General features: G+C 39.1%; 21 protein-coding genes, 2 tRNA genes and 3 pseudogenes. 15 read left to right on the forward strand and 11 right to left on the reverse strand.

Features of this window, described 5'->3' with window-relative positions:
• Nucleotides 1–108 precede the first annotated feature (108 nt).
• The 3 genes and pseudogenes from V7K42_RS04470 to V7K42_RS28880 all read right to left on the reverse strand — a co-directional run.
• Complete coding sequence (locus V7K42_RS04470) at nucleotides 109–456, reverse strand: Mo-dependent nitrogenase C-terminal domain-containing protein (protein WP_334913916.1); 348 nt, start codon at nucleotides 454–456, stop codon at nucleotides 109–111.
• 159 nt (nucleotides 457–615) lie between these two features.
• Nucleotides 616–2,151, reverse strand: coding sequence for a nitrogenase molybdenum-iron protein subunit beta (gene nifK / locus V7K42_RS04475; protein ID WP_334913918.1), 1,536 nt, complete (start codon nucleotides 2,149–2,151; stop codon nucleotides 616–618).
• 198 nt (nucleotides 2,152–2,349) lie between these two features.
• A pseudogene (locus V7K42_RS28880) lies at nucleotides 2,350–2,517 on the reverse strand (nitrogenase molybdenum-iron protein alpha chain); the annotation flags it as partial.
• 178 nt (nucleotides 2,518–2,695) lie between these two features.
• Between V7K42_RS28880 and V7K42_RS04480 the strand changes: the two are divergent.
• Nucleotides 2,696–4,039: pseudogene (locus V7K42_RS04480) on the forward strand (site-specific integrase); the annotation flags it as partial.
• Between the two features lie 63 nt (nucleotides 4,040–4,102).
• Here V7K42_RS04480 and V7K42_RS04485 read toward each other — a convergent pair.
• A complete protein-coding gene (locus V7K42_RS04485; RefSeq protein WP_334913920.1) occupies nucleotides 4,103–4,669 on the reverse strand; it encodes a Uma2 family endonuclease in 567 nt (188 codons plus the stop codon).
• 119 nt (nucleotides 4,670–4,788) lie between these two features.
• On the opposite strand from V7K42_RS04485, the gene V7K42_RS04490 reads away from it, so the two are divergent.
• Nucleotides 4,789–5,127 (forward strand): XisI protein, encoded by a 339-nt coding sequence (locus V7K42_RS04490; RefSeq protein ID WP_334913922.1) that lies wholly within the window; start codon nucleotides 4,789–4,791, stop codon nucleotides 5,125–5,127.
• Nucleotides 5,128–5,187: 60 nt separating this feature from the next.
• On the opposite strand, the gene V7K42_RS04495 is transcribed toward V7K42_RS04490, so the two are convergent.
• Nucleotides 5,188–5,727 (reverse strand): DUF2267 domain-containing protein, encoded by a 540-nt coding sequence (locus V7K42_RS04495; RefSeq protein ID WP_334913924.1) that lies wholly within the window; start codon nucleotides 5,725–5,727, stop codon nucleotides 5,188–5,190.
• Between the two features lie 316 nt (nucleotides 5,728–6,043).
• Between V7K42_RS04495 and V7K42_RS04500 the strand changes: the two genes are divergently transcribed.
• Nucleotides 6,044–6,841: a dienelactone hydrolase family protein gene (locus V7K42_RS04500; RefSeq protein WP_334913926.1), complete on the forward strand. Its 798-nt coding sequence runs from the start codon at nucleotides 6,044–6,046 to the stop codon at nucleotides 6,839–6,841.
• Between the two features lie 54 nt (nucleotides 6,842–6,895).
• Here V7K42_RS04500 and V7K42_RS04505 read toward each other — a convergent pair whose 3' ends face one another.
• From V7K42_RS04505 to V7K42_RS04525, 6 genes and pseudogenes are all read right to left on the reverse strand, one after another.
• Nucleotides 6,896–7,543 (reverse strand): class I SAM-dependent methyltransferase, encoded by a 648-nt coding sequence (locus V7K42_RS04505; protein ID WP_334913928.1) that lies wholly within the window; start codon nucleotides 7,541–7,543, stop codon nucleotides 6,896–6,898.
• A gap of 127 nt (nucleotides 7,544–7,670) precedes the next feature.
• Nucleotides 7,671–9,866, reverse strand: a complete 2,196-nt coding sequence (locus V7K42_RS04510; protein ID WP_334913930.1) for an ATP-binding protein — start codon at nucleotides 9,864–9,866, stop codon at nucleotides 7,671–7,673.
• 444 nt (nucleotides 9,867–10,310) lie between these two features.
• A complete protein-coding gene (locus V7K42_RS04515) occupies nucleotides 10,311–10,970 on the reverse strand; it encodes a hypothetical protein (RefSeq protein ID WP_334913932.1) in 660 nt (219 codons plus the stop codon).
• Between the two features lie 113 nt (nucleotides 10,971–11,083).
• Nucleotides 11,084–11,308 (reverse strand): annotated as a pseudogene (locus V7K42_RS28885) (hypothetical protein); the annotation flags it as partial.
• Between the two features lie 203 nt (nucleotides 11,309–11,511).
• Nucleotides 11,512–11,940 carry a hypothetical protein gene (locus V7K42_RS04520; protein ID WP_334913934.1) on the reverse strand — a complete coding sequence of 143 codons (429 nt, stop codon included), beginning with the start codon at nucleotides 11,938–11,940 and terminating at the stop codon, nucleotides 11,512–11,514.
• 437 nt (nucleotides 11,941–12,377) lie between these two features.
• Entirely contained in the window at nucleotides 12,378–13,028 is a 651-nt protein-coding gene (locus V7K42_RS04525; RefSeq protein WP_334913936.1) for a TraX family protein, read from the reverse strand.
• Nucleotides 13,029–13,195: 167 nt separating this feature from the next.
• Here V7K42_RS04525 and V7K42_RS04530 point away from each other — a divergent pair, with 167 nt between their 5' ends.
• From V7K42_RS04530 to V7K42_RS04585, 12 genes are all read left to right on the forward strand, one after another.
• A complete protein-coding gene (locus V7K42_RS04530) occupies nucleotides 13,196–13,774 on the forward strand; it encodes a hypothetical protein (protein WP_334913938.1) in 579 nt (192 codons plus the stop codon).
• A gap of 370 nt (nucleotides 13,775–14,144) precedes the next feature.
• The gene (locus V7K42_RS04535; protein WP_334913940.1) at nucleotides 14,145–14,402 is read left to right on the forward strand and encodes a hypothetical protein; all 258 of its coding nucleotides are present in this window, start codon (nucleotides 14,145–14,147) and stop codon (nucleotides 14,400–14,402) included.
• Nucleotides 14,403–14,534: 132 nt separating this feature from the next.
• Complete coding sequence (locus V7K42_RS04540; protein WP_334913942.1) at nucleotides 14,535–15,029, forward strand: COP23 domain-containing protein; 495 nt, start codon at nucleotides 14,535–14,537, stop codon at nucleotides 15,027–15,029.
• A 141-nt stretch (nucleotides 15,030–15,170) separates the two neighbouring features.
• A tRNA-Met gene (locus V7K42_RS04545) sits at nucleotides 15,171–15,246 on the forward strand.
• Nucleotides 15,246–15,320 (forward strand) — tRNA-Met (locus tag V7K42_RS04550). The genes V7K42_RS04545 and V7K42_RS04550 overlap by 1 nt, the downstream gene beginning before the upstream one ends.
• A gap of 398 nt (nucleotides 15,321–15,718) precedes the next feature.
• Complete coding sequence (locus V7K42_RS04555; protein WP_334913943.1) at nucleotides 15,719–15,871, forward strand: hypothetical protein; 153 nt, start codon at nucleotides 15,719–15,721, stop codon at nucleotides 15,869–15,871.
• Entirely contained in the window at nucleotides 15,871–16,155 is a 285-nt protein-coding gene (locus tag V7K42_RS04560) for a hypothetical protein (protein WP_334913961.1), read from the forward strand. The genes V7K42_RS04555 and V7K42_RS04560 overlap by 1 nt, the downstream gene beginning before the upstream one ends.
• 189 nt (nucleotides 16,156–16,344) lie before the next feature.
• A complete protein-coding gene (locus V7K42_RS04565) occupies nucleotides 16,345–17,868 on the forward strand; it encodes a slipin family protein (RefSeq protein ID WP_334913963.1) in 1,524 nt (507 codons plus the stop codon).
• A 100-nt stretch (nucleotides 17,869–17,968) separates the two neighbouring features.
• Nucleotides 17,969–18,916, forward strand: a complete 948-nt coding sequence (locus tag V7K42_RS04570) for a DUF4238 domain-containing protein (RefSeq protein ID WP_334913945.1) — start codon at nucleotides 17,969–17,971, stop codon at nucleotides 18,914–18,916.
• Between the two features lie 113 nt (nucleotides 18,917–19,029).
• Complete coding sequence (gene ppk2, locus V7K42_RS04575) at nucleotides 19,030–19,983, forward strand: polyphosphate kinase 2 (RefSeq protein WP_334913947.1); 954 nt, start codon at nucleotides 19,030–19,032, stop codon at nucleotides 19,981–19,983.
• A 71-nt stretch (nucleotides 19,984–20,054) separates the two neighbouring features.
• Nucleotides 20,055–20,183 (forward strand): hypothetical protein, encoded by a 129-nt coding sequence (locus V7K42_RS04580; RefSeq protein WP_334913949.1) that lies wholly within the window; start codon nucleotides 20,055–20,057, stop codon nucleotides 20,181–20,183.
• Nucleotides 20,184–20,379: 196 nt separating this feature from the next.
• The gene (locus V7K42_RS04585; protein ID WP_334913951.1) at nucleotides 20,380–21,276 is read left to right on the forward strand and encodes a hypothetical protein; all 897 of its coding nucleotides are present in this window, start codon (nucleotides 20,380–20,382) and stop codon (nucleotides 21,274–21,276) included.
• Nucleotides 21,277–21,595 lie beyond the last annotated feature (319 nt).

The raw sequence follows: 21,595 nt of genomic DNA on the forward strand, positions 1-21,595 counted from the left end.
TTCTCTTAATTGTTAATTGTCCTTTGTCATTTGTTCTTTGTCATTTGTCCTTTGAATAACTAACAACTAACAACTAATGACCAATGACTAATGACTAATGACCAATGACTAACAAATGTATTTCGTGACATCCTCTCCACATACATCAGCAAGGTAAGATAGAGCGCGAAAACGCAATCCTACAAATTCGTCATATAAAGGATTGAGTTTACATAGTGGTGGGATATCAATAGACTTCCCAAATAATTTAATTTGTCGCTCAAAGGGACAACAACAAGGAATTGTTTGGCAAATTAGATGAGCGATGCGATTATTTTTAACCTGAATTCCATCCACTACAGCACGCAACGGATTAAGAAGATTGTGGAACCACCCTGGCTTTTTCTGATTAGGTGGATGGTAATTAGGATGAGGATGAGGGTGAGTATGTTCGTGAGTGTGATTGATGGTTTCCATTGATAAATTCCTTGGGTAAATGCTATCAAGAAAAAGGGGAGTTGGGGATTGGGCATTGGGCATCGGGCATTGGGTTTGAATATTTCCCTATTCCCTATTCCCTACTCCCTATTCCCCTTCTTCACCCTTTAATTAACACGTTGTGTTTCTACGCAATTTCTAACGAATCAAGTCGTAGGAAATATCTGTCTTAGAAGGAATGTTGGTGTTGCGATCGATTTCTTCAAACAGAGTATTTACAACCCAGTTCAGCAAGTTGATTACACCTTGATAACCAATGGTGGCGTAGCGGTGTAGGTGGTGGCGATCCATGATGGGGTAGCCGATTCTCACGAGGGGAATCTTGGTGTCGCGCCACAGGTACTTACCGTAGGTGTTACCAACTAAGAAGTCTACTGGTTCGGTGAACAACAATGAACGCATGTGCCACAAATCCTTACCACCCCAAACAGTTGCATTGCTACCAAAGGGGCTAGAAGCAAGCAGTTCTTTCATTTCTGCTTCAAATACGTCGTTGCTGTTGTGAACCAAGATATGCACAGGTTCAGCACCCATTTCTAGCATAAAGCCAACAACGCTGTATACTAAATCTGGTTCGCCGTAGATAGCGAAGCGCTTGCCGTGAATCCATGAGTGGGAGTCAGTCATGGCATCAACTGCCTGACCGCGTTCAATTTCCAATTGTTCAGGAATGGGGATACCACTCAATTCGCTGAGTTTCATCAAGAACTCATCAGTACCCTTAATGCCCCAAGGACGGGAAACTGAGGTTGGTTGCTTCCATTCTTTTTCGATGTACTCGCGGGTTTTGAGGGTAGAGTGTGCTTGCAGAGCGATCGTTGCTTTCCCATTAATTGAATCTTCTGCATCTTCTAGCTTTGTACCACCTGGGTACATATTGAACTCACCTGTGTTTGGTGAATCCAGGTAGTCGCTGTTGTCGGCTAGAATTGTGTAATCAAAGCCGAACAAAGAAGCAATCCGCTTGATTTCGCGGTTGTTGCCTACGTAGGTGTCAAAACCTGGGATGAAGTTGATTTTACCATTGCTGGTTTCTTTCTTATGACCTGCGGTCAGGTTAGAAAGAATTCCCTTCATCATGTTGTCGTAACCAGTGATGTGGGAACCAACAAAGCTAGGGGTGTGAGCGTAAGGTACTGGGAAATCTTGAGGAACTGAACCAGCTTCCTTGGCATTGTTGATGAAAGACTGTAAGTCATCACCAATTACTTCTGCCATACAGGTGGTGCAGACAGCGATCATCTTAGGCTTGTACAGTTGGTAAGAGTTCGCCAAGCCGTCGATCATGTTTTGCAGACCACCAAACACGGCTGCATCTTCAGTCATTGAAGAAGATACACCAGAGAATGGCTCTTTGTAGTGACGGGTTAAGTGGGTGCGGAAGTAAGCAACGCAACCTTGAGAACCTTGAACGAAAGGTAGAGTACCTTCAAAACCAACAGCAGCAAAGATTGCTCCCAATGGTTGACAACCTTTAGCAGGGTTAACGGTTAAAGCTTCACGAGCGAAGTTCTTTTCACGATAATCCCAACCTTTTGTCCACTCTGCAACCCGTTGAACTTCTTCGGTTTCGTGACCGTTTTCAAACTGCTTTTTGTTTTCAAATAGCTGTTTGTACTCCGGTTGGTGGAATAACTCGACGTGATCTTGAATTTTTTCAGGATTCTGAGGCATTTCTGGATCTCCAAGGTTACTGAATTCTTTACTAATCGAGGAATGAAGATTTAAGGCGGGAGTGGAAATATGATTCAAAATTCAAAATGCAAAAATCAAAACGAATTTTTAATCTTTCAATTTTGAATTTAGTATTCCCAACTCCCCCCTGGGGTTTTAGCCCCAGGTTATCCTTACTTATCTCTCTCTCCCATTTCCCTAAACGGCAGCCTTAGCCTTAGCTTCAGCCTTCTTAGCCTGAGCTTTTTCATTCCAAGGAGCGCCAATTAATCCCCAGGTTGGGCTGTTGAGTGCCAAGTCCATGTCACGTGCGAAGATGGCGAAGCCGTCATAACCGTGATAAGGGCCGGAGTAATCCTTTTGGTGGTTTAATTATTTTCAACTGTCTAATGTTTGCAGTAAGCAATGTCTCTGCTAAACATTGTTCACTGATAACACATTTATTTTTAGGCTAAATATAGGCTAAAAAGACAGCATAATTAGGTTCAGGACTCACGCATCATCTAAATGTTGTCCTGAGCTAAGGCGGTTAAAAAATCGCCCGTTTTTTTGCTCATCTCTGCAAGCACAGCAGCAAAAAGAACACATGAGAACGAAAGTACTACTAGAATTAGAGAAAGTTAATCTGCGTTTGAAGTCTGCAAAGGCAAAGGTGACAATTAGAGAATCAAATGGAAGTCTGCAATTACGGGCGACGTTACCAATTAAGCCGGGAGATAAAGATAGCAATGGTACTGGGAAAAAACAATACAATATCAGTTTGAATATTCCCTCTAATTTGGATGGACTGAAGACGGCTGAGGAAGAAGCATACGAATTAGGAAAGTTAATCGCTCGGAAAACTTTTGAATGGAATGATAAATATTTAGGTAATGAGGCAGTTAAGAAAGGATTTAAGACTATAGGAGAATTACTTGAGCAATTTGAAGAAGAGTATTTTAAGACTCATAAACGAACTACGAAAAGCGAGCATACTTTTTTTTATTACTTTTCCCGAACTAAACGATTTACGAATCCCAAAGATTTAGCGATCGCTGAAAATTTGATAAGTTCAATTGAGCAAATCGATAAAGAATGGGCTAAATATAATGCAGTTAGAGCTATATCAGCATTTTGCATGACATTTAAAATCGAAATTGATTTATCTAAATATTCCAAGATGCCTGAGAATAACTCCCGCACTATCCCTACAGATGCGGAAATAGCTGATGGAATTATCAAGTTTGAAGATTATTTGCATAACAGAGGAAATCAAGTTAATCAAAATGTTCAAGATAGTTGGCAACTTTGGCGTTGGACGTATGGAATGTTAGCAGTTTTTGGTTTACGTCCACGGGAACTTTTTATTAATCCCGATCTTGATTGGTGGTTAAGTGAAGAAAATGTCGATTTGACATGGAAAGTTCATAAAGATTGTAAGACTGGTGAGAGAGAAGCATTACCTTTATATAGACAATGGATTAAGGAGTTTGATTTGAGAAATCCTAAATATTTGGAGATGTTGGGGAGTGCGATCGCTAAAAAAGATAACACTAATCATGCTGAGATAACGGCGTTAACACAACGAGTTAGTTGGTGGTTTCGCAAAATAGGATTAGATTTTAAACCTTATGATTTACGTCACGCTTGGGCAATTCGAGCGCATATTTTGGGGATACCAATTAAAGCGGCGGCGGATAATTTGGGGCATAGTGTGCAAGTTCATACACAAACTTATCAGCGTTGGTTTTCGCTAGATATGCGGAAGTTGGCGATTAATCAGGCGTTGAGTAAAAAAAATGAAGTTGAGTTGATTAGGGAAGAGAATGCTAAGTTAAGGATGGAGAATGACAAGTTGAGATTGGAGCTTGATAAGTTGAAAATAGAAATGGTTTATAAACAAAGTTAAATTAACAGTGAGTGATAGCGATCGCACCCCTCCCAAAGCATACATCGTCACAAAGCTGATTTACTAAAAAACAACGCCGCGATAAATTTCTGCCATTGATAATGCGATCGCAACTGAATCTAAAGAAATAGATACCTCTAAACCGCTAAAATCACTAAGCAACCAACCTTCTGGTTGTTTACTATAGCGTTCCACAAAAGGTTCATCTTGCTCGACTAATAAATATTCGCTAAAACTTGGAATTGATCGATACATCCGAAATTTACTTTGTCGATCGTAATCTGCGGTGGAAGGAGATAGAACTTCAACAATCAAAGTAGGATTCAAGACTTCATCTAAACGTTCAGCATTTAGTTGCGGTTCGCCGTCAAAAATCATTACGTCTGGGTATACTCCGCGTCGATGTTCGGGAATCCACAGCCGTAAATCGCTATTAATTGGCTCGAATTGAGTATCACGCAGCAAAAATTTGGAAAAGGCAAAAATATTGCCACTGATGCGGCTGTGTTTGAGCGTTCCTCCAGGCATGGGTACAATTTCTCCATCTCGATATTCGCTGCGTCCTTCGGCTTTTTCTTCAATTGCGCGATATTCATCTAAACTGTAGCGGCGCTTGATGGTAGAAATCATAGGTCTTAGCCGATTACATTAGCTGTAGGGCAACAAAACTATTTTGTCACAAATTTGATTGTGAGGGGATATCTTCTCTTTTCTACGAGATGCTGCACAAAAAAACAGGAGATTGCAGAATGGATAAGCTAAATTTGTATCGTGAACTAATTCAGAGATTATTGACGGCGCGGGCAAACTTGCATTCTGGGAACGCTCCAATAGAAAGTCAAACCATTTTTGATATTACAAAAGACCACTATCAGCTTATGCATGTGGGATGGAAGAATAGCAGTACCCGAATTTACGGCTGTGTGCTGTATGTAGATATTAAAGATGGGAAAATTTGGGTGCAGCATGACGGAACGGAGGATGCACTTGCAGATCAACTTGTGAGCGAGGGTGTGCCTAAGCAAGATATTGCGATCGCATATCACGCACCTCATGTACGGCAGTATACAGAGTTTGGTGTAGACTAAACCTATTGAAAAAGTCTGTTTGCGAGTAATCATCGCAAACAGACTTTTTCACGTTTCTAATTAAGCTTGCTCCCAAAGCCCACGGACATAATCAGGTAGCCAGCTAGCAATTTCCTGAATCCGCTCTTCGGAAAGTTCGTCTTTAGTGGCAGAAAACACTGCTTTAACCGCTTGCTCTCGTTCGACCGATCGCGGCATTCCACTTTCATTAGCAACTCGGAACAGGAAGCGATCGGAATCGATATTGAAGATACCTGGGCCTTTGAAGGGTGGACGAACCCGGCTCAAAAATCCCACAATTGGATTGGTGTCTTTCCACAAATCAGACACTTCAAACTGGAGCGCTTTCTCATCGGTAGGCACTGCCTCTGTATGCAATTCTGCCTCAACGCGATCGCTAGCTTCTGTGGTCATTAAGTCCCGCATGACGCGAAACACAACTTCGGTAAAGTCTCTGGCATCATAGGGATCTGCAAATCCGGCTTTGACCTGGACTTTTTCTAGAAATGAGCGATGTTCATCTGCGATCGCAGTTCGATTATCTTCTATCTCTGTTGGATCAACTTCTGGAATATTTGTTCTAAAACTTTGATCTGGCATTGTTTTTTCTTCTGGTTATTAATTTTGATTTATGCTTACCTTATGTAAGGTCGCACAAATTCAAAACCATTAGTATCATCCAGAAGTTTGAGATGCTATTTATTCAAAAGTTAGAAATTCATCTGATTTGCATAGATATAGGTAATAGAACTACCCCTCTAAAAAGGTTCTGGTTAACACACATTTAATTTCTGGAAATATCATATCTATTGAGTAAAGCAATACTCTTGGTGTTTTTGCTCGTTGTAGACATCACCCATTGGTATCAAAAAACAGTCAAAATAGATGAGTTAGTATAAAAGTAGCCGAAACAAAGATGGTAGAAACAACAAACATCGAAATTAATACTGCAAAAGTCAAAATACCTAACAATGGCTTAGAAATCGATGCTTACTTAGCTCAACCAGCACAAAATGGAACCTTTGGCGCAGTTATAGTTTTTCCAGAAATTTTTGGAATCAACAGTAATATTCGAGATATCACCGAACTAATCGCTAAACAAGGTTATGTAGCGATCGCCCCAGCGATGTATCAACGTACTGCTCCCGGTTTTGAAGCTGACTTTAGCCCAGAAGATGTTGGGTTTAGTCCAGAAAGCTATAGGCTGGGGTTGGAATACTATCAACAAGTAAAATATCAAGAGATATTCAGCGATATTCAAGCTACCATTACCTACCTTAAAACTTTACCCAATGTCAAAGATAATGCGATCGGTGTGATTGGTTTCTGTTTTGGCGGTCATGTTGCTTACATGGCTGCAACATTACCCGATATCAAAGCCACAGCTTCATTCTATGGTGGTGGGATTACTACTTCCAGTTATGGTGAAGAGACTCCAACTATTAATCGCACCTCAGAAATTAAAGGTACTATTTATGCCTTTTTTGGTACAAGAGATGCATTAGTTTCGCAAGAAGAAAACGAGCAAATTGAAGCAGAATTAAAGAAACATAATATCAATCATCGTGTATTTCGATACGATGCAGGACACGGATTCTTCGCCGGATTCTTCAAAGACAAGTATCCATTTATAGAACAACACCCAAGTTACAATCCTGAAGCTGCTCCTGATGCTTGGCAACATGTTCTAGAACTGTTTCAAAATTACTTGTGATCAGGCTTGTCGTAAACATCGCACTCTTGTGTAGTGAGTGCGATCCTATTGTTTTTAACCTTTTGAATTTTTCAGCAGCAATTGACAACCACATGAGAACGGGTTTGGACTTTCTATGCGATCGTCCGCAAGCACTTCAATCGTCAGCTTACTGTTGTAAATCAATTCGTCATAATCCATCAACGCATCCCACTTGATTTTGCCAGTAGGGAAGCCTAGTTGTGAACTACTATCAGCTATTAACTCTTGCCATTTTTGAATCTCTGGATCTTGCGATTTGCAGTAATCGAGAATGGCAATAAATGCACCAGGCTTGGTAACTCGTAAGATTTCTTTAAGAGCAAGAACTGGATCTTCAACCACACAAAAGGTAAATCCCGATGCTGCTGCATCAAAGCTATTATCAGGAAAATCGAGATTGCAGAGATCCGACATCTTGAAAGCGATATCTGCGGATACGTGCTTTTTACGTGCTTCATCCAGCATCTTTTCAGAAAGATCGATACCCACAACCTTTACTCCTTCCGGGTAAGCTGAAAGATTAAGACCCGTTCCTACAGCAGCATCTAGCACGGTTTGTCCTGGCTGAAGCTGCAAAGAAGCAATTAGGGGTTCGCGTTCAATGTGCCAGTAACGCTTCATAATCGCATCATAATCTACCGCCCCGCGATCATAGGTTTCAATCAGCTGATTTATCTGCATAGGTTTTTTAACAACAAATAGGACTATTTATTTAACTATCTGTGTCAACTGTATGGTGTGTTAATACCTGCATATTGTATATTTTGCTACTATTTAGATAACTTGATAATTTCAACACAGTATTAAATTAAACTACTTCATCAGCTTTTAGCCGGAGAGGAATCTGGATGATAAACTCGGTTCCAACTCCAGCAGTTGAGAAGCACTCTAGTTTGCCGCCATGTTTTTCTGTGATGATTTGGTAGCTGATAGACATACCCATTCCAGTACCTTTGCCAACGGGTTTGGTGGTGAAAAAAGGATCGAATATGCGTTGCTGAAATTCTTTAGAAATACCAACTCCATTATCAGCGATCGCAATTTCTAAGCATTTTGAATTAATTACAGATGTGCGAATCTTAATTTGACTGGGATTTTCCTCAATCTCCTTATAGGTAAGCTTAGTATTATTTTCTTCTAACGCATCAATTGCATTAACTAAGATATTCATAAATACCTGGTTGAGTTGTCCGGCATAGCATTCTACTAGGGGTAGAGTGCCATAGTCTTTAATTACCTCAATTTCAGGTTGTTCTGGTTTTGCTTTAAGGCGGTGTTGCAAAATCATCAAAGTACTGTCCATACCTTCATGAATATCAACACTTTTAAATTCTGCTTCGTCGATGCGGGAGAAGTTTCGTAGCGATAGTACAATTTGACGAATGCGATCGGTTCCTACTTTCATGGAAGATAACATTTTTGCTAAGTCTTCCTGCAAAAACTCTAGATCGATGTCTTCAGCAAGAGTTTGAATTTCAGCCGCAGGGTTAGGATCGTACTGCTGATACAACTGCACAAACGCTAATAAATCTTGGGTATATTGCTGTAGATGGTCGAGGTTGCCATGAATAAAGTTGACTGGATTATTAATTTCGTGTGCGACTCCAGCAACTAGTTGTCCCAGACTAGACATTTTCTCACTTTGAATAACTTGAGATTGAGTGCGTTGCAATTCTTCTAATGCATTTTTGAGTTCAGTAGTACGTTCTTCTACTCGCTCTTCTAGTTTTTCTTTGCTTTTTTCTATAGCAGTAAACGATTCATGCAGTTGTTCTGCCATGTGGTTGAAGGTGTTGGAAAGGGTATTAAATTCTTGAATACTGCTAACTTCTACTTTCTGGGCTAAATTACCGGATGCCATTGCCTCACTTGCCCAATTGAGTTGCAGAATCGGGCGGACAATCCAATGGGATGTAAATACACCCATTACCGAGGCAACAACTAATGCACCAAAACAAAGTACAAGCGTGGTGCGTGTATTGGCGTTAATTTGCGCCATAAATGTCTCTTCAGGCACACTTACTACCATCAACCAATTTAAGCCATACTTGTCACGCCAAGGCATAGCATCGACAAAATACCTTTTTCCTTGCACCTCAAGTTTAAAATCTGTGTCTTGGTTGATAGATCCGAACCCAGAAGTTTGGAGGTGTTTAGCAATGTTTTGTATGATTGGGTCAGAACTATCGATCGCCTTTAATCGTCGGATACCTTGATTGATGAGAACAAAAGGTTTCTCTTTACCAGAACTGGCGATTAATGTACCATCCCGTTCTAAAAGAAATACTCGCCCAGACTGACTAATATTCAAACTGCGTAAAAAATCGCTGAGTTTCAACAGATGAATATCCGTTGCAATCATTCCTAGCAAGCGATTTTGTGAATCATAGATGGGACGACTAGCAGAAGCGCTGATGTAGGGGCCAGTTGGAAAATTTGCAGTTACAATCTTTGCCCAAATAGGTTTACCAGCAGCAATTGGTTGGGTATACCAAGATTCACTGAAATTGTTCCAATCCCACCGAGCATTAACCTGAGTTCGATTACCTTGATTATCTGTGGCATAAGTGAAGGTATTATTAGGAGGCTTGGCAGTCCAGTCGTCAATAGTGATCGTCTTGCCATCATAACGAGCCGCTCCCAGCCCTTCACCCGTTGTTAGTCCAATACCAATATAAGTCAGGTCATAGGCTTGCATCTGATCCCAGAAATATTTGCCCAGGGTTTGGCGATCGCGCACATTTAATATTCCCCTGTGGATAGCATCTGCGTTAATCTGATTAAGGCTTTGCGGAATGGAAAGATAAGACTTTAAGTGTTCATTCACTACCTCAGTAGTGCGATCTATAAACTGTTCTGCTAGGTTGTTAACTGCTCTTTCTCCGTTTTTAAAGGACAAATAACCCACTAAACTGACCGCTGCAAAAATTTGGATAAGGAAGGGAACAACAAGGACAATCTGTAAAGGAAATGCTTTACCTTTGCTGGGGTAGTGAGTCTTCATAGCTGAAAGCTGGAAGTTGATGCTAAGTTAATTTACCTCTATAGTTCCCAATATGTGTAGAGACTTATCTTTGCTGAAATTTTTTTGTCCAGGTGTAGGGTACATTGTCGCAAAGTGCAATGCACTATCAATCAAATATTTCAAATATAGCAAGGGACTGGGGACTGGGAACTGGGAACTGGGTGAAAAGTCTTCTTGTGTCTAAGTTTCATCATCTGTTGATGTTCTAACCACCAAGGCCTATGCTATATCCAAGAAAAGCTTAATTTCACCACTGCTACTCAATCTTACGGGTAAATATTTTGCTGGATAAGGTCAAATTTGATTAGCGATCGCAGTTAAAATATCAGATAACAGACAGAACAAGATTAAAGAGAGTACTATGCAAATTTATTGCGCTCGCAGCAAACAATTAAAGCTACTCTTTCAAAAAATACTTGGGGCTTAAGCCCTTTTTTTAAGGTGTAGAAATTTATCGATCGCATCTACCATAATTTGGCATTGCTGGCGATCGCGAGTAGGTGCTGATAGAGAAATCGGTTTAGCTGAGATTAATTGTAGTTGTACAAAATACCACGGACTTTTATTAGTATTTTCTACTAGAATCACTTGAACTTGCTGAATTTCAGCCAGCTTTTTTTTTGTGGTAAATGTGCCAAAGAATTGGTATTGTTTCTCCAACCTCATCTGCTCTGAGATTTTGTCAAAATCACACAAGACTTGTATTGGTATTGCCAGGGACTGCAAAATGATTCCAATTCCAGGCAAAAATAGCACCAGTCCCTCCAAAAATCCTTGCCAGCGATCGTCCTCTTGAATTCTTAGCTCAGTTTGTTGAGAGTTTTGGATAAAAACGTTGATTTCATCTGCAATTTGGCTGTGCTTTTCCCTCACAAGTACTCCGTGGTTAACTAAGTTCACCTCCTGATTATTAGAAATATTCAGCACAACTCCAGTCGCTGCTACTGTCTTGACATAGGCTCTTTTTATTTGCCCAGGAATCCAGGTTGTTTCTGTTCCTGGTAAGCCGGCAATTGTTCGTTTACAGTTTATTTGGGTAGGGTTAGTTCGCTGACATTCCAATGTAGTTACGTTGCTCGTCATTATAGCTATGCTAAATCCAACCGTCAAAAAAGGGACGCTAAACAATACTCCCCAGAGCCATTGTTGATTGTGTCCTTCAAACTTTAATTGAGTTAATGTTTGCTCAATAATATTCATCTGATAATAAATCGAATTAGTACCTGTTCTAACTCACTCCGTTGAAAATTACCCTGAGTCGGTTGCCAATTTTGCTGCGCTGGTTCTAGATAAAGGTATTTACAATAAACATTTGTCAAGTGGTTATGGGGTTTAATTATCCAGTTCAAAACACAAGCTTCCATCAATACAGCAAGGGAACAATTTGTATTTTGCACCTTGGCATGACTAAAATCAGCATCAGTTAAGTTTGCTTTCCTGAAAGATGTTTCGGGATTCCTTTGGTGTAGTTTAGATTAGTCATAAATGGTTAAAGTGCGATCGCACTTGCTTAAAAGGTTCCACAAAATCGGTTTCTTCGCTGCAAAACACAACGCACCATAATATCATTTTGCATCTATGCAATTATTTGAGCTTGACAAAATTTTGAGTAGTAGGGCACATTTTAAGTTGTCGCTGCTGGTTTCTTTCCATTCTTGCTCTCCACACTGGCAACTATTGACGGTTGCTCATCATCAATGGGAGTTGACGACTCGCCTCGCAATCGCTTACGACGCTGGTTTTTAGGAACTCCTCCCGCCATACCGTACTCTACACTGCTTTTGCCATATCGAGTCCCAACTGCCATTAGCATGTGTTCTGTCATATCTCCCAACTCGTCTTCTGTTTCCAGCATTTCTCGGTACAATTTATCTAAAGTGGAAAGGGCAGTGTTATATGCATTTTCTCTAGTTCGCATCGTTTCGATCAGGTTTGAGAAACCAAGTAAGGTGAGTCCATTGCCTAAATCTAAACTTGAAGCAATTGAGTTTATACCAGCTGCACGACGCACTGCTTTTTCTAACACTAAAGAAGTTCTTTTTCTCCGAGCCATGAGCTACACCTTGTAATACAATACGGTTAACATTCTTTACCTTAATTTGTTTACGTATAGATTAGGCTGAGAGAATTTCGGCAAATCTGCAATAGTTTTTGCTACAAATGCGATCGCTCTTATAAATGCGCAAAATACTGAAATGAGAAAGCAAACTGGGGTTTGAGAAAGTAAAAGCTGCTTTTGCTTGCGGAAAATACCAAAATGAGTAAGTAAAAGCTTATTTTACTTGCGGAAAACACCAAAATGAGAAAGCAAAAGCTGCTTTTGAGTAAGTAAAAGCTTGTTTTACTTGCGGAAAACACCAAAATGAGAAAGTAAAAGCTGCTTTTGCTTTCTCAAAATGAGCTTTTGCTAACTAAATTTGACTTTATCTATATTTTTTTGCTGTGATCGCTAGTTTTGATGGTTGTGATGATAGTGCGATCGCTATTTGGTTAGAAGAAGTGTATCGAATAATAGATTATACCTAAAATAATTAAATGAGCCGGATAGAACAGGTAAAACCATCTAGCTCGTAAACCTTGTTTACCATTGAATTGAAAAACAATGAATCCTGCAAAAATTGCCCAATGTTGAAATATATTAGGTATAAATAGAGTTCCTAAAATAAACTCAAAGATGCACCAGCAGAGCAACCATACACTAGGCTTCAGTTTGTCTGTTAAAGACATCAAGAAAATTACTCCAATCCCATAAGCTCCATATTCAACGCCCACACTTTCGGCAACTGCTGCACTCAATCCAATAATTATTAATTGCTGCCAGAATTGCGAATAACGCCTAACTAAGCGCAACATCACAAGTCCAAGAACAAGCGTGTAGAGAATATTAAGCGATAAACTCCGAAAAACAAAACTATAAATAGGCTGAGTTATAATTGCTGTAATTAATAATCTACTACCATAGCGGTATACATTTTGGGTGTGTTTTTCACCTTTAGCCAGAAGCCATGCAAAGAGAGGAAAGCTCAATCGTCCAATAAAGTGCAAGATTCTTAACTCTGGCATTAGCAAATAGCACACATGATCCATAACCATGAACACTGCGGCTAAGATTTTAATGCCAAAAGCTGAAATTTTAATCACAACGTCACAGTTACCTTGGATTCCTTGATATAAAATCCCTAAAATCTTATTAATTTAATATAATAGTTATTCAAAATCCTCGCAATTTGATAACATTAACAAAAAGGGTAATGTCTACGATGGGCTAATTCAACATCACCCTCTTCAGCAGAAAATGCAGAAACACTATGGCAAAGCGTAAGAAAAGCAATCTCCAGTGGATCAAAGAAACGCTTGAATTAAAACCTGACCATCGTTGGGAATCTCCATCAGGCTACAAAATATTTGTAGCAGATCGAGGCGCTGTTCGCTTCAATGTTCCCCAAGATTGGATTCTTGAGCCACAAGAAAAATCTTTCAAGTTCCTCGATAAAAAACCACCCAACGATGATTGCTGTTTGGAAGTATCTTTTAATCGCTTGCCACCCAACGACTGGAGCCAGTTTCCGCTAAAATCTACATTGAAGAAAGTGCTGGAAGACGACAGTCGCAACGTCATTGCTAGGGGAGAAATTATTACCATCAAACGCCAAACCGCCAGAATTGTCTGGACGGAGATGAAGTTCATTGATATTCAAGAAGAACCACGGGAAGCTTTTTCGCGGACTTGCATTGGTTTGGGGTCAAATGTTCAGTGCTTGATTACATTCGATTATTGGGTAGATCAAGCAGAACAATTAATACCCGTTTGGGATGAAGCGATGCGTAGTCTGACATTAGGATTATATATCCGCGACCCCATGACTGGTCTAGCTTTCCCAGACTAAGCACAAGAATAAATCGTGAGCATTAGTCAAATTGAGGCGTAGGCGTAATTAATTGCAGACATTGCATTTAAGGTAATTGTGTTTTGCAAAATTGGGGAATACTCCTACTTTCAATATAAGGACATTTAACTATAAGTCTTATTTAATTCGGTATCATAGCCATTTTATCTCCCCTTCATCGCAGGATAAACAGCATTTATGATTCAAACTTTAAAACCCTGACGTTAAAGATTACTTAAGTCATAATTCAATAGTTACTTTTATCACTAGTTTGTAGCTGTTTTAACTCATATCCTTATAAACATAAGACATCAACCAGATTAAAGTTTTTTGAACTTTAATCATCCAGTCTACTAAAGGAGATTGAGTGATGAATATCAAACATATTCTTGCTGGTGCAGCACTTCTTTTACCATTTGCTGTTACTTCTATTCCTTCACAAGCATCAGCATTACAAGTTATTGTGAAGCCCCACGCTATTAATAGACCCGCTCAAATAATAGCAAAAAAACCACCCCAAATTAAGCGTTATACACCACAAGTCAAAAAGAAAGTGTTGGTTCTTGCACATTGGGAAAAAACAAATCATGGTCGCAAGCGGGTTGCGGCTCATTATATATACAAGTAAAAACGTCTAAAATCTCAAGCAATTGGGAAATAAGAAGTTAAATCTTCTTATCATCTCCCTACTAAATGAAGTAGGAATAATGCCAAATACAAGGCAAATAAAAACTTTTTACTCAACATTTGAGAGATACTCATGAAATTGGCATCATTGACAAATATTTTGGTTGCAGGTGGAATTGCCCTCAGCGCGACTGCAACTATCAATCAGCCAAGTCAAGCTGAAAGTATGCGAGGATTTTATTGTGACACTTCAGGAAACAAACCCGTGACGGTGTACACAAATCCTAGAGGTGTTAGTGAGCCTTGGATTCGCTGGACTTCCAATTACTTCAGAGATGCTGGCTACAATAAAGTAACGCGCTGTCAAGACGTAAGCCAACGTTTGGAAAATTACCGCCGCAATAGAGACTTGAGATTTATTACTGTCGGCAAAATGAACGGACAAAATGTGATTTGCACCGCTAATCAAGTCAATGGACGCTGTGAAAAGTTGATATTGACTCTCAAACCCAATGAAGATGGGGTACAAGCGCTAAATAATCTCTTGGCTTGGCATCAACCCTTAAGTAAAAGTAATAGAACACCTTACGTTGATTTGAGGGATCATCTAGGAATTCCCAAAGAATAAATTACAGCTTTTTTCCTGTGTTACATTTGAAGCGGGATAGTAATAAAGTTACAAAGCTATAGTTTAGGTTCCATAAGCCTAACTGGTGCGCCAATCTCTGATATTCAGCGTATATCGCCGAGTGCTTTAAACTATACCATCGTTTGATTAGCTCAGTTGGTAGAGCAATCGACTCATAATCGATGCGTCACAGGTTCGAGTCCTGTATCAAACCCCAGGAAGTTAGCTCACTGGTAGAGCAATCGACTCATAATCGATGTGTTGTAGGTTCGATTCCTATACTTTCACCCAGAACCCTGTCCGGGTCAAAAGACAATACCCTTCCAAGGTAGCCAATATGGTACGGATCCTAACAGATTCGAGACCCTCACTTTCTCAACTCTGCGGTGTAAGTGTTCTGCTATCGGGATTACTCGTAAGGGCGATCTTCGGTAGCGTCAGTTAAGGAGTAAGCGCAACTGCATTTTTCCCTAACTTGAGTATGTCCCTTCGTTTGCTACATCTAGTTTTCCTTTGGGGATTCTAGATTAGTAAATTGAACGGTATATTTGAGTGTGGTTCTTTTTTCTAGATTGCCATTGAGCAGTTTGGGAAAAGGAATAGCAATCTTAATCCAGTTTTGGAGAAGCTTTTGCCCACACCTAAACTGTAAACGCTTGCACTGGCAGAGTTAAAAAATCTTTTGTAGTATGTATAGCCAAAATCTAACCACTACCTCATTAGCGACTGCAAGTAATCTAGAAAGGTTGGGAACTGATAATTTAGCGCTTTTGCGATCGCAGCTTCAGAAAACCGCCACTTACCTCAAGGTTTACCTGCAAGTCCTGCTATTTCTAATTTAATTTGTCGTCATTTCGATAATCGTCTCGCTACAATCGCTGAAAATCTTGGGTTTTCTTATACGCGCTATGCTGACGATTTAACATTTTCTGCTTCTGGAGACGCATTGCACCAAATATTTAATTTGATTAAAAACACTAAATTTATTATTGATAATGAAGGTTTTACTGTTAATGATAATAAAACTAAGATTTCCAGTAAATCAGTGCAGCAAGAAGTAACAGACGTTATTGTAAATACACAATTAAAGATATTTTTTGTATTATATAGTAGTACAAAGAGATGAAACCAATCCTTTAGCCTTTATCTACAGGGTTCTAAAGCCTAAGAACCTCTAAATGAATTCTGTGTACTCCTGTACTTAAGCTGTGAGACACAGGTGGTATTTGAGTTCAACCAAGGTTATAAATGTGTTGATCGAATCTTCTTAGCTAGCTTACTTAAGCGATCGCGCAAATTATTTATGCAAATTATTATGTGGCAAACGTTTTATATCAAACCTAACGAAATTGGTATCTTATATCACCGCAGTGACTTTAAGAAAATTTTGCAACCCGGTACATATACATATTTTGGTCGCCATTGGCAAGTCAAAATTTATGACCTCAATCAGCCACTAGCTCAGATTGAAAACCTAGAACTGTTGTTGCGAAATCACGAAGCCGAACTGCAACAAGATTTATTAATTATCAGAACCACATTTAACCAAGTTGCGTTAGTCCGCTACGGTCAGAATTGGGTAAGCGTTGCACCAAATAAATTGATTGCTTTTTGGCGTGGTTTTATTGAGCTAGAGTCTCATATATTCAACTTGGAAGAAAGCTGGGAATTACCTAGTTCATTTGTCCAGCAATTGCGCTCAGTTACGTTGAATGGATTGAAGAAGTTCCAAATCTCGGAGTCTGAGATTGGTTTACTATATCTGCAAAACAATTTTGTGCGACCTCTAGAAGCAGGAGAGTATGCTTTTTGGTCGGTAGATAGAGATGTAACAGTCCGAATTCTCAGCCGGATTATTCCTAATCCAGATTTTCCCCTCGAAGATGTACTCATTGAAAAACATCCCCACTTTATTGCTGCTTATTGTGAGCCAGTGCAATTACAGACTTCGCAAGTTGGAATTGTGCGATATCGAGGGAAAGTGATTTCTATTTTGCCACCCACCAGCCGTAAATTATTTTGGCAGGGTGTTGCAGTAGAAATTCTCGACATCAGCGCTGATGCTCAGTTACAGCCAAGCCTAGTGGCTGAGTTGGTTGAGGGTTCAGCAGACGTGAAATTGCTTAGTCGCAACTGTTTGCATATTTGCCAAGTTCCCGCCCAGCACGTTGGATTAGTATATATTAATCAAGAGTTTCAAGGACAGCGATCGCCAGGGGTACATGCTTGGTGGTTATTTGGTCGCTCTTTTCAGACCGAAACCATTGACCTACGACTACAAAATATGGAAGTCTCTGGTCAAGATATCCTCTCAAAAGATAAAGTACCTCTGCGGTTGAATTTGACGGCTGGCTTCCGCATACTCGACCCATTGAGAGCAAAAAATGGGTTATCAGATATTTCTGGTTATTTGTACAAAGAATTACAGTTTGCTTTGCGTGGTGCAGTTGGCGAACGCAACTTAGATGCTTTATTAGAAGATAAAGGTGCAATAGATAGAAGTATCTCTGAATACATTCGCCAAAAAGCCGCAGACTATGGAATTGAAGTAGATTCTGTAGGGGTCAAAGATATTATTTTACCTGGTGAGATTAAAGCTATCTTGAGCAAAGTAGTGGAGGCAGAAAAAACCGCTCAAGCAAACGTAGTCAGACGTAGAGAAGAAACTGCTGCTACTCGTAGTATGCTAAACACTGCCAAAGTGATGGAGGATAACCCCGTCGCCTTGCGTTTGAAGGAACTCGAAGTATTAGAGCGGATTGCAGAGAAGATCGATCGCATTCAAGTTAACGGCAGCTTGGATAATATTTTAACAGACTTGATTCGGATGAATCCGTAGCAATGACATCAATTATGTATTATGTAGTGACTATATTAAAAGTCAAGCTATCTCACTATATACTACTTAGGGATCTCTTGAAATTAGAGGATTTATTTCAATGAATAAAGTTAAACAGCAGCACTTTGTACCTCAATTCTATTTAAGAAACTTTGCTAATGAAGATACATTATTTGTGTTGGATAAAATAGAAAAATCTATTTATCCATCTCATGTAAAAAATGTTGCACAACAGAGATATTTTAATGATTTTCCTGATTCATTTTTACCTGATGAATTGAGGTATAAAACAAAATCTCAATTCATTGAACATGATCTCGCTAAAGTCGAATCCAGATTTAGAGATTTTCTCAAACCGATCATAGATTGTCTTGAAGAAATCGAAAAAAAGAACTTATTTGATTCTCTTGGAGTTCTGGATGAAGAGGCAAAGAAAAAATTCTCTGCCTTTTTAGCACTTCAGTTGGTCAGGACAACTACGCCTAGAGGGCAAATTAAAGAAATATTTCAATCTTTAGATGATCTAAAGAAAAGAATGGATCGGGCACTATTCAATAATAAGATAGATATTCAAAAAGCTAGCTTTTCTTGTCCCGAACCTTCCAGTAATTCAATTTATTTTGATGATTTATTAAAGGTAGGTATAGAAGAAGACTCAATAGCACAGCATTTATTTTATATCTCGAACATTCTCGATCAAGGTTCTGATTCAGAGATATCAAAAAGATTATCAAGTCATATTTGGTTATTTGGTATAAACTCAACTTCAATTCCACTATGGACTTCAGATAATCCAATAGCAATCAAACAGCATGAGCATTTTGGAACTGGTCTGGCTTCACATGGTGTCCAAGTAGTTTATCCAATTACTTCTAAACATCTTCTAATTATGTTTGAATCAAACTTTTGGAATAAGCTCAATAGTTATGACAGAATGAGCATTCTCCTATCAGAAGAAGATGTAAAATCGTATAACAAGCTACAAGCGAATCAATGCTATAGACAAACTTACTCCAGCGAGAAAAATTTTGAGCTTTTGCTAACCTGAGTTCTAGCACTCGCATCTCTTAATATTACATCTTTGGTACTGTTATGCTTGCGAACGTGTATATTTACACTTAGTCCGCATTAAAATATATACTTGATAGATAAACTCTAATTATGCCGATTCAATGGCATGGGGTAACAGCGATGTCAATTGATGAAGTTGAAAACCAGAAAAATAATGATCTAGTTCAACCCGCTACAGACTTAGTAGGAAACCTAGTAAAGTCAAAAGACAAGAAAAAATTTAAAAAATCCAAACGGATTTTTGATGGTAGCACAGAAGTTTTTGCCAAGAAAATTCCCAAAAAGACTTTTGAAATTGAACTAGAGCAACTCCAGGTTGAGCTAGTCAAAATGCAATACTGGATTAAGCACGTCGGCTATCGGGTTGTCGTCATATTTGAAGGACGCGATGCAGCCGGCAAAGGAGGAGTAATTAAACGCATTGCCGATCCACTCAATCCCCGTGGCTGTCGTGTAGTTGCTCTGGGAACCCCCTCCGATCGCGAGAAAACTCAGTGGTATTTTCAGCGTTACGTGCAACATCTTCCGACAGCAGGCGAGATAGTCTTGTTCGATCGCAGTTGGTACAACCGAGCCGGAGTTGAAAAGGTAATGGGTTTTTGTACTGAAGGAGAATATCAAGAATTCATGCAATCTTGCCCGGAATTTGAACGAATGCTAGTGCGATCGGGCATTGTTTTAATCAAGTATTGGTTCTCCGTCAGCGATGACGAACAAGAGGAACGCTTTCTTTCTCGCAGTCACGATCCAGCAAGGCGCTGGAAACTCAGCCCAATGGATTTAGAATCACGCGATCGCTGGGTAGAATACTCAAAAGCAAAAGATACCATGTTTGCTTACACAAATATTCCAGAAGCTCCCTGGTTTACCATTGAAGCAGATAATAAAAGACGGGCGCGGCTCAACTGCATTCATCATTTGTTGAGCAAAGTTCCTTACGAAGACATGACACCTCCTCCTTTAGAGCTTCCATCTAGACCTATGGCTGAAGATTATGTTCGCGCACCTCGTAATGAGCAGTTTTTTGTGCCTCAAGTGTATTAAGTAACATCCCTGAGTTAGAGGCGATCGCTAATACGGTCTACTTCTTGTGCATCTCACACACAATCTCTGCGATGTCTACGACGCTCCTACGTCGCTACGCTATCGGTGTCGCACCATCTCGTAAATCAGTTTTATTAACACGCAATCATCGGGATTTGGGCAAACTACCCGGATTGTCAATAGAGGATTGGACGGTTTAATGCGTAGGCGCAGCCCGTCGTAGACATCGCTTAGTTTCTTGTCGAGTGAGGGCGATCATCCCAAGGGGCTACTTATTGTGCATCGCATCTAAATATACAGTAGTGTGTTATCGAGTTGGAGCGATGACTGTTAAACTGACTAGCTAATTAAAATTTTAGGTTATAATTTACACTAAGCTATATACAATATACTGTCATGAATAACTTTGAGGCTCCTGAAACTTCAGGAATTGTTCCACATAAGACTGAGGCAATGATACCTCTAGATGAATTCAAATCTTTATTTTATCAACTTAATGCAAAACCTGATACTGAGATCCGTTTATTGCCGGGTAAAAAAACTTTGGAATTAGCGGATATTAGGAATATTGATGAACAAGTAGCAGCTAAACTCAATAATCATGATACAGTTGCGAAAATTGCATCAATTAACTTTATTCTCTCAAATAAAAAGATTAAAGACTATTGTACTTGGGCTGAGTTTGAGAGGGAGAACTGGGATACTGTTAATGAAAAAATTCAAACCATTACTATTAACTGGGATATTTTAATTAAACTACCGCATTATCAACTACCTCAGAGACATTCTATGAAGTTAAGAATTGGTAATGATATTCCACCAAAAGATATAATTCAACTACTTTTAACAAGTGACGACATTGCAGAATTAATAGAAGCAAAGACTCCTACTGTATGTAAAGTTGATTTTATTAATAATATTATTGCAATCGAATTACTGAATATTGTGAGTAATTGGCACGAGGGCTTAAAAAACTCTCCTGAACCTAACTCGATTCATAAATTTTTTAAAAAACAAGGAGTGCTTTTAAGCGAAATCATTCGCTATGCATCACCAGTAACGTTTTTAGCAATTTTTGCACTATATTCCAATTATGTTTTTCCTTTTGTCGGGATAAAACAGGAAGTATCTATTGATAGTCTTCAAAAGATTTTTATATTTATGACAGCAATTTTTATGGCTGGGCTGTTTTTGGGATTGAAAATTGAAAGTTTTATAGATAAAAAAATTGATAAACTTCAAGTATATCCAAATTTTTGTATCACAAAAGGAGACGAAAATGCTATAGAATAGTATGAAAATGCTAATCAAAAAATAACTAAACAAATTGTTAATAGAATATTTTGGATATTATTTGGCTTATTGATTTCCTCTGGTTTTAAATTTATACTACAATATTTTATTCCTTCAATGCACATTTAGTAAATTTAGAAGAACATTATCGTCTATTACGGAAGGAAATCATACAGATATTTGTCATTTTTAATTCTATCTAGGAAGAGGTGCAGAAACAACAAAAAAGGGTGATCACATACTTTATACCTTACAACATGATCGCCTACCTTCTTATCCAGCAAAAGCCAAAAGCGATCACACCATTTAATCTAAAAAA

Source organism: Nostoc sp., assembly GCF_036917455.1.
Taxonomy (GTDB): domain Bacteria; phylum Cyanobacteriota; class Cyanobacteriia; order Cyanobacteriales; family Nostocaceae; genus Nostoc.